Genomic DNA, 12850 nt, shown 5'->3' with positions numbered 1-12850 from the left:
CGGTCACATCCGTCGAACGTTTCCGAAAGTCTCGGAGGACATGCGGTGAACGAACTGCCGCAGCAGCTGGTCAACGGCCTGCTACTAGGATCCATGTACGGGCTGGTCGCCATCGGCTACACAATGGTCTACGGCATCGTCCAGCTCATCAACTTCGCCCACGGCGAGATCTTCATGACCGGCGCCTTCGGCGCGCTCACGGTCTACGTCTACATCCTGCCCGACGGCACCTCCATGTGGGTGGCCCTCCCCCTCATGCTGATCGGGGCGGTCATCGTCTCCGTGCTCGTCGCCGTGGGGGCGGAACGGTTCGCCTACCGCCCGCTGCGCACCGCGCCACGCCTCGCGCCGCTCATCACCGCCATCGGTCTCTCCCTCGCGCTGCAGCAGGCGGTCTGGGCCTGGTACCCCGAGGCCAAGTCCGCGCGCACGTTCCCGCAGATCCCCGGCGGCCCCTTCCACATCGGCAGCGTCACCATCCAGACCGGTGACATCTTCCTCCTCGCCGCCGCGCCCATCAGCATGGCCGTCCTCGCGTACTTCGTCATGAAGACCCGCACCGGACGCGGCATGCAGGCCACCGCCCAGGACCCGGACACCGCCAAGCTCATGGGCGTCAACACCGACCGCATCATCGTGGTCGCCTTCGCCCTCGGCGCCGCCTTCGCCGCCGTCGGAGGTGTCGCCTACGGCCTCAAGTACGGCCAGATCGACTTCCGCATGGGCTTCATCCTCGGCCTGAAGGCCTTCACCGCGGCCGTCCTCGGCGGTATCGGCAACATCTACGGAGCCATGATCGGCGGCGTCGTGCTCGGCATCGCCGAGACCCTGGCCACCGCCTACATCTCCGACATCCCCGGCATGGACAAGTTCGGCAGCCAGACCTGGGCAGACGTCTGGGCGTTCGTACTCCTCATCCTCGTACTGCTGTTCAGGCCACAGGGCCTGCTCGGCGAGCGCGTCGCGGACAGGGCGTGACACCGATGACCACACAGACCACCGCACCCGAAACCCCCGAGACCCCGAGCGCCCCCTCCACCGGCGCCTCGCCCTCCGGCCTGTTCGGCATCCCCGCGGCGACCGGGCGCGCCCTCGCCGCCGGCGCCGGCGTCCTGACGATCGTCTCCACCTTCCTCGCCTGGACCTGGACCTCCGACTTCCCCGGCGACCTCACCGTCTACGGCTACCCCGGCGGCCTTCAGGTCCTCGTCCTCATCGGCGCCGCGGTCACCACGCTGCTGGCCCTGGCGACCTACGACGTCAAGGGGCTCGGCTGGCTGGTGCCGTCCGGCGGCGACGCGGCCGTCAAGCTCGCCGCGCTGGCCACCTTCGCCACCGCCTGGTACACGGTGATCTCCATCAGCGTGGAGCTCGGGGGCGTCGTCAACCTCGAACCCGGCGGCTACGTCGTCGCGGTGACCTCGCTCGCCGCCCTCGTGGGCGCCCTCGCGCTCCCCTTCGAGCGGCCCGAGCCCGACCCGATCGACCCCGACAGCACCGGCTGGGAGAAGTTCCGGCACAGCCTCGCCCACGGCTGGAACACCACCAAGGCCACCTTCGCCGCCGAGAGTCCCAAGCCCGTCGGCAAGCTGCCCTCGTACGCCGAGATCCTCATCATCGTCGCCGCGCTCGCCCTGGGCCTGACCGTCTTCACGTACGGCATCGGCACCGAGTACGACGAACTCTTCGTGGGCTTCCTGATCCTCGCCGGCTTCGGCTTCGCCGCCCTCAACAAGGCCGGCCTGATCGCCCACGTCGCCCAGATCACCGCGCGGCACCAGAACGTCACCGTGTTCGGCGCGTTCATCGCGGCGGCGCTCTTCCCCTTCACCCAGACCGACGACCAGTACGCCACCCTCGGCGTCTACATCCTGATCTTCGCCACGGTCGCCCTGGGCCTGAACATCGTCGTCGGCCTCGCCGGCCTGCTCGACCTCGGTTACGTCGCCTTCCTCGGCGTCGGCGCCTACGCGGCCGCACTCGTCAGCGGCTCCCCCAACTCGCCGTTCCACGTCCACTTCCCCTTCTGGGCCGCGGTCATCATCGGCGCGCTCGCCTCGCTGGTCTTCGGCGTCCTCATCGGCGCCCCCACCCTCCGCCTGCGCGGCGACTACCTCGCCATCGTCACCCTCGGTTTCGGAGAGATCTTCCGCATCACCGCCAACAACCTCGACGGCACCAGCGGACCGGACATCACCAACGGCTCCAACGGCATCGCGTCCATTCCGAACCTCGACATCCTCGGATTCGACTTCGGCGCCGTCCACGACGTCGCCGGGTTCTCCATCGGACGCTTCGCCAACTACTTCTTCCTGATGCTCATCATCACGGCCGTGGTCGTGCTGGTCTTCCGGCGCAGCGGCAACTCCCGCATCGGACGCGCCTGGGTCGCCATCCGCGAGGACGAGACCGCCGCGCTCGCCATGGGCATCAACGGCTTCCGCGTCAAGCTGATCGCCTTCGCGGTCGGCGCCTCGCTCGCCGGACTCGCCGGCACCGTCCAGGCCCACGTGACCTACACCGTCACCCCCGAGCAGTACCTCTTCGCCGGTCCCATCCCGCCCAACTCGGCCTTCCTGCTCGCCGCGGTCGTCCTCGGCGGCATGGGCACCATCGCCGGCCCGCTCATCGGCGCGGCGCTGCTCTTCCTCATCCCCAACAAGCTCCAGTTCCTCGGCGACTACCAGCTCTTCGCCTTCGGCGTCGCGCTCATCCTCCTCATGCGGTTCCGCCCCGAGGGCCTCATCCCCAACCGGCGCCGCCAGCTCGAATTCCACGAAGAGGCCGAAGCGCCCGCAGTCCTCGGCAAGACAGGGGCCTGACACCACCATGACCACCGAAACCACCACCAAGGACACCGCCCCGGGCGCCAGCGTCCCCGGCGAGAGGGTCCTCGACGCGCGCGGCGTCACCATGCGCTTCGGCGGCCTCACCGCCGTACGCGGGGTCGACCTCACCGTCAACAGCGGCGAGATCGTGGGCCTGATCGGGCCCAACGGCGCCGGCAAGACGACCTTCTTCAACTGCCTCACCGGCCTCTACGTCCCCACCGAGGGCGAGGTCCGCTACAAGGGCAACGTCCTGCCGCCGAAGTCCTTCAAGGTCACCGCGGCCGGCATCGCCCGCACCTTCCAGAACATCCGGCTCTTCGCCAACATGACCGTCCTGGAGAACGTCCTCGTGGGGCGGCACACCCGCACCAAGGAGGGCTTCTGGTCGGCCGTCCTGCGCGGACCCGGCTTCCACAGGGCCGAGGCCGCCTCCCGGGCACGCGCGATGGAGCTCCTGGAGTTCGTCGGCCTCGACAGCAAGGCCGAGCACCTCGCCCGGAACCTGCCCTACGGCGAGCAGCGCAAGCTCGAGATCGCCCGCGCCCTCGCCAGCGAGCCCGGGCTGCTCCTCCTGGACGAGCCCACGGCCGGCATGAACCCGCAGGAGACGCGCGCCACCGAGGAACTCGTCTTCGCCATCCGCGACATGGGCATCGCGGTCCTGGTCATCGAGCACGACATGCGGTTCATCTTCAACCTCTGCGACCGCGTCGCCGTCCTCGTCCAGGGCGAGAAGCTGATCGAGGGCGACAGCGCCACCGTCCAGGGTGACGAGCGCGTCGTCGCCGCCTACCTCGGCGAGCCCTTCGAAGGCGCCCCCGGCGCCGCGGAGGCGGCCGAGGTCGCCGAGGCCGAGGCCACGGCCGCGGAGGCCGACGCCACGGCCTCAAAGGCCGACGCCACGGCAGCCGGCGCCACAACGGCGGACGCCGAGGCCGCCACGGCTGACGCGGACGCCGACACCACGACGGACGCCGCGCCCGGAAAGGAGAACGACCGATGACCGCACTCCTCGAGGTCGAGGACCTCCGCGTCGCCTACGGCAAGATCGAAGCCGTGAAGGGCATCTCCTTCAAGGTCGACGCCGGGGAGGTCGTCACCCTCATCGGCACCAACGGCGCCGGGAAGACCACCACCCTGCGCACGCTCTCCGGCCTCCTCAAGCCGGTCGGCGGACAGATCAAGTTCGACGGCAAGTCCCTGAAGAAGATCCCCGCCCACCAGATCGTCTCCCTCGGCCTCGCGCACTCCCCCGAGGGGCGGCACATCTTCCCCCGCATGACGATCGAGGACAACCTCCGCCTCGGCGCCTTCCTCCGCAAGGACAGGGACGGCATCGAGAAGGACATCCAGCGCGCCTACGACCTCTTCCCGATCCTCGGCGAACGGCGGAAGCAGGCGGCCGGCACCCTCTCCGGCGGTGAGCAGCAGATGCTCGCCATGGGCCGCGCCCTGATGTCCCAGCCGAAGCTGCTCATGCTCGACGAGCCCTCCATGGGCCTCTCCCCGATCATGATGCAGAAGATCATGGCCACCATCGCGGAGCTGAAGTCCCAGGGCACCACCATCCTGCTCGTCGAGCAGAACGCCCAGGCGGCCCTGTCCCTGGCCGACCACGGCCATGTGATGGAGGTCGGCAACATCGTCCTCTCCGGCACCGGGCAGGACCTGCTGCACGACGAGTCCGTCCGCAAGGCCTACCTCGGCGAGGACTAGAGGACCAGCGAGGCACGACGCACGAGGGCCCGCACCCGGAAGGGGTGCGGGCCCTCGTGCGTGGACCGGTGCGGGCGGCACTCAGCCCTTGTCGGACTTGTCCCCGCCCTTCGCGGCCTTCTTCTCCTCGCTGTCCTGGATGACGGCCTCCGCGACCTGCTGCATCGACATGCGGCGGTCCATCGACGTCTTCTGGATCCACCGGAACGCGGCCGGCTCCGTCAGCCCGTACTCCGTCTGCAGGACCGACTTCGCGCGGTCCACCAGCTTGCGCGTCTCCAGCCGCTGCGAGAGGTCCGCGACCTCCTTCTCCAGCTCCTTCAGCTCCGTGAACCGCGAGACCGCCATCTCGATCGCCGGCACCACGTCGCTCTTGCTGAACGGCTTCACCAGATACGCCATCGCCCCGGCGTCCCGCGCCCGCTCCACCAGGTCGCGCTGGGAGAACGCGGTCAGCATCAGCACCGGCGCGATCCGCTCCTCGGCGATCTTCTCCGCCGCCGAGATCCCGTCGAGCTTGGGCATCTTCACGTCGAGGATGACGAGGTCCGGCCGGTGCTCCCGGGCGAGTTCGACGGCCCGCTCGCCGTCGCCCGCCTCGCCGACGACGGCGTACCCCTCCTCCTCGAGCATCTCTTTGAGGTCCAGCCGGATCAGCGCCTCGTCCTCCGCGATGACGACACGGGTCGTCAGCGGAGGCACATGCGACTTGTCGTCGTCGGACACGTCAACGGGCTGCGGCGACTCGGCGGTCACGGGGGCGCTCCTTGTTCCAGGGCGGGGCAGGTACTGCTGCTTATGCAGCCTACCCAGAGGCGAGCACCCGGGCTCACCCGGTACACTCACCGCAGTGCCCGGCCGGGTTGGTGGAACGGTATACACGGAGGTCTCAAACACCTCTGCCTGTGAGGGCTTGCGGGTTCGAATCCCGCACCCGGCACGCAGCGAAAAGCGGAGGACCACGTTCGCGTGGTCCTCCGCTTTTCGCTGCCTGCCGCCGCGAGCGGCCGCTACCTGGGGGTGTCGTCCTCGCCGATGTGGTGGACCCGGACCATGTTCGTGGAGCCGGCCACCCCGGGAGGGGAGCCCGCCGTGATGACGACCACGTCACCCTTCTCGCAGCGGCCGTACCTGAGGAGGAGTTCGTCCACCTGGGCGACCATCGCGTCCGTGGAGTTCACCCGGGGGCCGAGGAAGGTCTCCACGCCCCAGGTCGCGCTGAGCTGGGAGCGGGTGGCCGGCTCCGGGGTGAAGGCCAGGAGCGGGATGGGCGAGCGGTAACGGGAGAGGCGGCGGGCGGTGTCGCCCGACTGGGTGAAGGCGACCAGGAACCTGGCCCCGAGGAAGTCGCCGATCTCGGCGGCCGCGCGGGCGACGGCGCCGCCCTGGGTGCGGGGCTTGTTGCGGTCGGTCAGCGGGGCGAGGCCCTTGGCGAGGATGTCCTCCTCGGCGGCCGCGACGATCTTGGACATGGTGCGCACGGTCTCGACGGGGTACTTGCCCACGCTCGTCTCGCCGGACAGCGTCACCGCGTCCGTGCCGTCGATGACCGCGTTGGCCACGTCCGAGGCCTCCGCGCGCGTCGGACGCGAGTTGCCGATCATGGAGTCGAGCATCTGGGTGGCGACGATCACCGGCTTGGCATTGCGCCTGGCCAGCTTGATCGCGCGCTTCTGGACGATGGGGACCTGCTCCAGGGGCATCTCGACGCCGAGGTCGCCGCGGGCGACCATGATCCCGTCGAAGGCGGCGACGATGTCGTCGAGGGCCTCGACCGCCTGCGGCTTCTCGATCTTCGCCCAGACGGGGAGGCGACGGCCCTGGTCGTCCATGACGCGGTGGACGTCGAGGACGTCGCGTCCGCTGCGCACGAAGGACAGCGCGATGACGTCGAACCCGGTGTGCAGGGCCCACCGCAGGTCGTCCTCGTCCTTCTTGGACAGGGCCGGGACGGACACGGCGACGCCGGGGAGGTTGATCCCCTTGTGGTCGGAGATCACCCCGCCCTCGACCACCCTGGTCCGCACGCGCGGGCCGTCGACCGCGGTGACCTCGAGGGCGACCTTGCCGTCGTCGACGAGGACGCGCTCGCCGGGCGTGACGTCCTCGGCGAGACCGGCGTAGGTGGTTCCGCAGACGTGACGGTCGCCCTCGACGCCTTCCTCGACGGTGATGGTGAAGGTGTCGCCGCGTTCGAGGAGTACGGGCCCCTCGCGGAAGCGGCCCAGCCGGATCTTCGGGCCCTGAAGGTCGGCGAGGATGCCGACGCTGCGGCCGGTCTCGTCTGCGGCCTTGCGCACGCGCCGGTACCGGGCCTCGTGCTCGGCGTAGGTGCCGTGGCTGAGGTTGAAACGGGCCACGTCCATTCCCGCGTCGACCAGCGCTTTGATCCGGTCGTACGTGTCGGTGGCGGGTCCCAGGGTACAGACGATCTTTGCTCGGCGCATGATGTGAGCCTAGGCCTTACCGCTCGGTAGAGATTCGGTGCCGGGTGACTGCTCAACAACCGTTGAGTGAAAGGTTATTGACAACTGTTGAATTGTGCGGGGCGCTGCTCCGATGAGCGTTCGCACGTTCGCTCGGAGTTTGCCGCACTTCACAGTCTGGGCGGTGTCATGGTGAATCGCGCGTTGAGTTGCGCGTAGACGTGCTGGCGTTGCGGTTCGAGGTCGAGGGGTGCCGCGCCCTCCTCGGGAGCCGCGGCGCCGTAGCCGGCCATGGCCCGCATGCGTCCGGGGGCGGCCGGGTACGGCTGGGCGTTCTCCGCCCCGATGTCGGCGACTTCGACGAGCGCGGCGAGGGTGGCACCGAGCGCCTCGGCGTACTCCCGGGCGCGCTGGACGGCCTCGTGGACGGCCTGCCGGCGGGCCTCCCGGTGAGCGGGCGACTGCGGGCGCAGGGCCCACCAGGGGCCGTCCACCCGGGTGAGTTCCAAGTCGGCCAGTCGGGTGGTGAGTTCGCCGAGCGCGGTGAAGTCGGAGAGTTCGGCGGTGAGGTGGACGGTGCCCTGGTAGGTGCGCACGCGTTCGCCGCGTCCATGGCGGGTGAGTTCGGGGGTGATGGAGAAGGCGCCGGTCTCGAGGCGTTCGACGGCCGTTCCGTACGTCTTGACGAGGTCGACGACGGCCGCGTTGCGCCGGGTGAGGTCGTCGAGGGCGGAACGGCGGTCCTTGCCGCGGGCGGTGACGGTGATGCCGATGCGGGCTATCTCCGGGTCGACTTCGAGGTGGGCCTCGCCGCGTACGGCGATGCGGGGGGCGTCGGGAGTGCCGTAGGGGACGGCGGGCTGGGGGCCGGATGCGGGGGCGGAGGCAGTGGTCATGTGCCCCACTCTGTCACCGGCGGGTGGGGCCGCGCTCCCGCCGGTCACGCAATCGCAACCTGCGGGGTCTGTTGCGTTTGGTCATGCGCGGGTCAGAATCTACGCGCGTTGTTGACTCATTCCCGAGGAGAACGAGACATGCCGTTGAACCGCCGGAAGTTTCTGAAGAGATCCGCCGTGACGGGGGCCGGGGTGGCGCTGGCCGGTGGGGCGGCGGCTCCGGCGGCACAGGCCGCGAGCGGGGCGGGCGCGTCCGGGCGGCGGGCCAAGCGCTGGTCGCTGACCGTCATGGGCACCACCGACCTGCACGGACACGTCTTCAACTGGGACTACTTCAAGGACGCGGAGTACGCCGACAAGGCGGGCAACGCCCAGGGCCTCGCGCGGATCTCGACGCTGGTGAACCAGGTGCGCGAGGAGAAGGGCCGGTGCAACACCCTGCTCATCGACGCGGGTGACACGATCCAGGGCACCCCGCTGACGTACTACTACGCGAAGGTCGACCCGATCACCGCCAAGGGCGGTCCGGTGCACCCGATGGCGCAGGCGATGAACGCCATCGGGTACGACGCGGTGGCCCTCGGCAACCACGAGTTCAACTACGGCATCGAGACGCTGCGCAAGTTCGAGCAGCAGTGCGACTTCCCGCTGCTCGGCGCGAACGCGCTGGACGCCAGGACGCGGAAGCCCGCGTTCCCGCCGTACCTCATGAAGAAGTTCCACGTGCACGGCGCGCCGCCGGTGACGGTGGCCGTGCTCGGCCTGACCAACCCGGGCATCGCGATCTGGGACAAGGCCTACGTCCAGGGGAAGTTGACCTTCCCGGGGCTGGAGGAGCAGGCCGCGAAGTGGGTGCCGAAGCTGCGTTCGATGGGTGCGGACGTGGTCGTGGTGTCCGCCCACTCGGGCACGTCGGGCAAGTCCTCCTACGGCGACCAGCTGCCGTGGGTGGAGGACGCGGCGGCCAACGTGGCGCGGCAGGTGCCCGGCATCGACGCGATCCTGGTCGGTCACGCGCACCTGGAGATCCCCGAACTGCGGGTCGTCAACGAGAAGACCGGGAAGACGGTCGTGCTGTCGGAGCCGCTGTGCTACGCGGAGCGGCTGACCCTGTTCGACATCGAGCTGGTGTTCGCCAAGGGGCGGTGGGAGGTGGAGTCGGTCGCGGCCTCGCTGCGCAACTCCAACTCGGTCGCGGACGACCCGAGGATCACCCGGCTCCTGAAGGACGAGCACGCCAAGGTCGTCAGTTACGTCAACCAGGTCGTCGGCCGGGCGACCGAGACCCTGACGACGGTGGACGCCCGCTACAAGGACGCCCCGATCATCGATCTGATCACCAAGGTCCAGGAGGACGTGGTGAAGTCGGCGCTCGCGGGCACGCAGTACGCCGCACTGCCGGTGATCGCGCAGGCCTCGCCGTTCTCGCGGACCTCCGAGATCCCGGCGGGCGATGTGACGATCCGGGACCTGTCGAGCCTGTACGTGTACGACAACACGCTGGTCGCCAAGTTGATGACGGGCGCGCAGGTGCGGGCGTACCTGGAGTACTCGGCGGAGTACTTCACGCAGACGGCGGCGGGCGCTCCCGTGGACGTGGAGAAGCTGACGAACGCGAACAACCGTCCGGACTACAACTACGACTACGTGTCGGGGCTCGCCTACGACATCGACATCGCGCAGCCGGCCGGGTCGCGGATCAAGAACCTCACGTACAACGGGGCGGCGCTGGACGACGCTCAGCAGTTCGTGCTGGCGGTGAACAACTACCGGGCCAACGGCGGTGGCGCGTTCCCGTACGTGGCGTCGGCGAAGGAGCTGTGGTCGGAGTCGACGGAGATCCGCACCCGGATCGCGGAATGGGTGACCGCGAAGGGCGTGCTCGATCCGAAGGACTTCGCGTCGGTGGACTGGCGGCTGACGCGCGACGGTACGCCGGTGTTCTGATGCGCGGGTGGTCTGAGGCTCGGGGGGTGTGAGGCGCGGGTCTTCTGACACGCGGCTGCGCCGCGACGCGCTTCTTCTCACACGCGGGTCTTCGGACCGGGAAGCGGCCTCAGATTCCGTTTCCGTCGGCCAGGGGGGTGAGTGCCCTGAACCGGCGGGTGGGCGGGATCTGGGGCCGTCCCTGCTCGAGGCCGAAGGTGGTGAAGGCGGTGCGGGCGGGCAGCGGGTAGGGGTCCGTGCCCGTGACGGAGTTGAGGATGGTGGCGCTGCGCCAGGCGGCGAGGCCGAGGTCGGGGGTGCCGACGCCGTGGGTGTGGAGTTCGGCGTTCTGGACGTAGGCGTGGCAGCCGGTGGCGGTGACGGAGGGGTCGAGGACGAGGCGGAAGTGCTCGTCGACGCGGGGGCGTTCGCGGCTGTCGCGGCGCACGTAGGGGTCGAGTCCGGCGAGGAGGGGGGTGAGGGGGCGTTCTCGGTAGCCGGTGGCGAGGACGACCGCGTCGGTGGTGAGGCGGGTGCGGGTGCCCTGCTGGAGGTGCTCGAGGTGCAGTTCGACCTGGGTGGTGGCGAGGCGGCCCGCGGTGCGGACGCGGACGCCGGGGGTGAGGACGGCGTCGGGCCAGCCGCCGTGGAGGGTGCGCCGGTAGAGCTCGTCGTGGATGGCGGCGAGGGTGGTGGCGTCGATCCCCTTGTTCAGCTGCCACTGGGTGGGCAGGAGGCGGTCGCGGACCGATTCGGGCAGGGCGTGGAAGTAGCGGGTGTAGTCGGGGGTGAAGTGCTCCAGGCCGAGCTTGGAGTACTCCATGGGGGCGAAGGCCGGGGTGCGGCCGATCCAGTGCAGCCCCTCGCGGCCGGCGGGGCGGTGGCGTAGCAGGTCGAGGAAGATCTCGGCGCCGGACTGTCCCGAGCCGACGACGGTGACGTGGCCGGCCGCGAGGAGGGCTTCGCGGTGGAAGAGGTAGTCGGCGGCGTGGAGGACGGGGACGCCGGGGGTTTCGGCGAGGGGTCTGAGGGGTTCGGGGACGTGGGGCCGGGTGCCGATGCCGAGGACGATGTTCCGCGTGTAGGTGCGGCCGAGGGCCTCCGCCTCGCCGTCGGCGTCGAGCTGGGTGAAGTCGACCTCGAAGACGTCGCGTTCGGGGTTCCAGCGGACGGCGTCGACCTGGTGGCCGAAGTGGAGTGCGGGGAGCCGGTCCGCGACCCAGCGGCAGTAGGCGTCGTATTCGGCGCGGTGGATGTGGAGCCGTTCGGCGAAGTAGAAGGGGAAGAGGCGGTCGCGGGACTTGAGGTAGTTGAGGAACGTCCAGGGGCTCGCGGGGTCGGCGAGGGTGACGAGGTCGGCGAGGAAGGGGACCTGGACGCGGGCGCCGTCGATGAGCAGGCCCGGGTGCCAGGTGAAGCCGGGACGCTGGTCGTAGAAGACGGCGTCGAGGGTGGTGAGGGGGTGGGCGAGGGCGGCGAGGGAGAGGTTGAAGGGGCCGATGCCGATGCCGACGAGGTCGCGGGGTGTTTCGGGCGCCTGGAGTGGGGGGTTGGGGGGCGGGGTCATCGGGGGGTGCTTCCTTCCACCAGTTTCAGCAGGACGGCCAGGTCGTCGGGCCGGATTTCGGGGTTGAGGAGGGTGGCCTTGAGCCAGAGCCGGCCGTCCAGGCGGGCGCGGCCGAGGACGGCGCGGCCCTCGGTGAGGAGTTTGCGGCGCACGGCGGCGACGTCGTCGTCGGTGGCACCGGTGGGCCTGAAGAGGACGGTGCTGATGGTGGGCCGGTCGTAGAGCTCGAGGCCGGGGTGCTCGCGGACGAGGTCGGCGAGTTCGCGGGCGCGGGCGCAGACGGTGTCGACGAGGGCGCCGAGGCCGCCGCGGCCGAGGGTCTTGAGGGTGACGGCGATCTTGAGGATGTCGGGTCGGCGGGTGGTGCGCAGGGAGCGGCCGAGGAGGTCGGGCAGGCCTGCCTCGGTGTCGTCGGCGGCGTTGAGGTAGTCGGCTCGCTGGCCGAGGACGGCGAGGTCGCAGGGGTGGCGGACGGCGAGGAGGCCCGCGGCGACGGGCTGCCAGCCCAGTTTGTGCAGGTCGAGGGTGACGGTGTGGGCGGCTTCGAGTCCGGTGAGCTTGTCGCGGTGACGGTCGCTGAAGATCAGGCCGCCGCCGTGGGCCGCGTCGATGTGGAGACGGGCGCCGTGGGCGGCGCACAGGCCCGCGATCTCGGGCAGCGGGTCGATCAGTCCGGCGTCGGTGGTGCCGGCGGTGGCGGTGACGAGGAGGGAGCCGCGGGGGCCGGCGAGGTCGGTGAGGGCGCTGTGGAGGGCGGCTAGGTCGATGGTGCCGGAGGGGGCGGGGACGACCACGGGTTCGGGCAGGCCGAGGAGCCAGGCGGCGCGGGGCAGGGAGTGGTGGGCGTTGGCGCCGTGGACGAGGCGGACGTGGCCGCCGTTGGTCTCGCGGGCGAGGAGGAGGGCGAGGTGGTTCGACTCGGTGCCGCCGGTGGTGACGACGGCGTCGGCGAGGCCGGTCTCGTGGGCCAGTTCGCGGGCCACGACGGCTTCCAGTTCGCCCGCGGCGGGCGCCTGGTCCCAGGAGTCCAGGGAGGGGTTGAGGGCGCTGACGGCGAGGTCGGCGGCGGTGGCGACGGCGAGGGGCGGGCAGTGCAGGTGTGCCGCGCACAGCGGGTCGGCGGGGTCGGCGGCGCCCTCGGCGAGGGCGTGGACGAGGGCGCGCAGGGCGTCGGGGTCGCCGTGGTCGGGCAGGACGTCGCCGAGGGCGTCCCGGACACGGGCGGCGACCGCCTCGGGGCCCCCTGCGGGCAGCGGCCCGCCGCGGGCCCGGCGACCGCTGTCGAGGGCGTCGAGAACGGCCTCGAGCAGCGGGCGCAGGGCCCGGGGCCCCTCGGGCCCGGAGGCGAGAGGGGCGGAACCGGGGTGTGCCGGGGGTGCGGGGCGGGGAGCGGGGGCGTCCGGGGGCGGGGTGTCCATGGCTGTCTCCCGTGGCTCGGGGGCAGGGACTTCCAGCTTGGACGCAAGAGGGCGCGACGCGCCCGGAAGC

At 70.6% G+C, this 12850-nt stretch carries 10 protein-coding genes and 1 tRNA gene; 6 read left to right on the top strand and 5 right to left on the bottom strand.

All coding sequences use genetic code 11. The features are described 5' to 3' along the window. Positions 1 to 45: 45 nt before the first annotated feature. Genes IE217_RS01690 through IE217_RS01675 form a run of 4 tightly spaced genes read left to right on the top strand, consistent with a single transcriptional unit; the run spans position 46 to position 4547 of the window. Complete coding sequence (locus IE217_RS01690; RefSeq protein ID WP_190175854.1) at positions 46 to 978, top strand: branched-chain amino acid ABC transporter permease; 933 nt, start codon at positions 46 to 48, stop codon at positions 976 to 978. Positions 979 to 983: 5 nt separating this feature from the next. Then, the gene (locus IE217_RS01685) at positions 984 to 2822 is read left to right on the top strand and encodes a branched-chain amino acid ABC transporter permease (protein ID WP_190175853.1); all 1839 of its coding nucleotides are present in this window, start codon (positions 984 to 986) and stop codon (positions 2820 to 2822) included. 7 nt (positions 2823 to 2829) lie between these two features. Next, entirely contained in the window at positions 2830 to 3834 is a 1005-nt protein-coding gene (locus IE217_RS01680) for an ABC transporter ATP-binding protein (RefSeq protein WP_190175852.1), read from the top strand. Next, complete coding sequence (locus IE217_RS01675) at positions 3831 to 4547, top strand: ABC transporter ATP-binding protein (RefSeq protein WP_189703120.1); 717 nt, start codon at positions 3831 to 3833, stop codon at positions 4545 to 4547. The genes IE217_RS01680 and IE217_RS01675 overlap by 4 nt, the downstream gene beginning before the upstream one ends. Positions 4548 to 4628: 81 nt before the next feature. Here IE217_RS01675 and IE217_RS01670 read toward each other — a convergent pair whose 3' ends face one another. Further along, on the bottom strand, positions 4629 to 5303 hold the full coding sequence (locus IE217_RS01670; protein ID WP_190175851.1) for an ANTAR domain-containing response regulator: 675 nt from the start codon (positions 5301 to 5303) through the stop codon (positions 4629 to 4631). A 101-nt stretch (positions 5304 to 5404) separates the two neighbouring features. On the opposite strand from IE217_RS01670, the gene IE217_RS01665 reads away from it, so the two are divergent. Continuing rightward, positions 5405 to 5487: transfer RNA gene (locus tag IE217_RS01665), tRNA-Leu, on the top strand. Positions 5488 to 5557: 70 nt separating this feature from the next. Here IE217_RS01665 and pyk read toward each other — a convergent pair. Together pyk and IE217_RS01655 are read right to left on the bottom strand one after the other, a co-directional pair. Continuing rightward, positions 5558 to 6994, bottom strand: coding sequence for a pyruvate kinase (gene pyk, locus IE217_RS01660; RefSeq protein ID WP_190175850.1), 1437 nt, complete (start codon positions 6992 to 6994; stop codon positions 5558 to 5560). 149 nt (positions 6995 to 7143) lie between these two features. Further along, positions 7144 to 7869, bottom strand: coding sequence for an SIMPL domain-containing protein (locus IE217_RS01655; protein WP_190175849.1), 726 nt, complete (start codon positions 7867 to 7869; stop codon positions 7144 to 7146). A gap of 138 nt (positions 7870 to 8007) precedes the next feature. On the opposite strand from IE217_RS01655, the gene IE217_RS01650 reads away from it, so the two are divergent. Next, positions 8008 to 9816, top strand: a complete 1809-nt coding sequence (locus tag IE217_RS01650; RefSeq protein ID WP_190175848.1) for a bifunctional metallophosphatase/5'-nucleotidase — start codon at positions 8008 to 8010, stop codon at positions 9814 to 9816. Between the two features lie 109 nt (positions 9817 to 9925). On the opposite strand, the gene IE217_RS01645 is transcribed toward IE217_RS01650, so the two are convergent. Together IE217_RS01645 and IE217_RS01640 are read right to left on the bottom strand one after the other, a co-directional pair. Further along, complete coding sequence (locus IE217_RS01645) at positions 9926 to 11362, bottom strand: lysine N(6)-hydroxylase/L-ornithine N(5)-oxygenase family protein (RefSeq protein ID WP_190175847.1); 1437 nt, start codon at positions 11360 to 11362, stop codon at positions 9926 to 9928. Then, on the bottom strand, positions 11359 to 12780 hold the full coding sequence (locus IE217_RS01640) for a pyridoxal phosphate-dependent decarboxylase family protein (protein WP_190175846.1): 1422 nt from the start codon (positions 12778 to 12780) through the stop codon (positions 11359 to 11361). Before IE217_RS01640 ends, IE217_RS01645 begins: the two co-directional genes overlap by 4 nt. Between the last annotated feature and the right edge of the window lie 70 nt (positions 12781 to 12850).

The organism is Streptomyces naganishii JCM 4654, assembly GCF_014650575.1.
GTDB classification, from domain to species: domain Bacteria; phylum Actinomycetota; class Actinomycetes; order Streptomycetales; family Streptomycetaceae; genus Streptomyces; species Streptomyces naganishii.
Note: the sequence above shows the minus strand (reverse complement) of the source record. Positions and strands in the feature narration are given on the sequence as shown.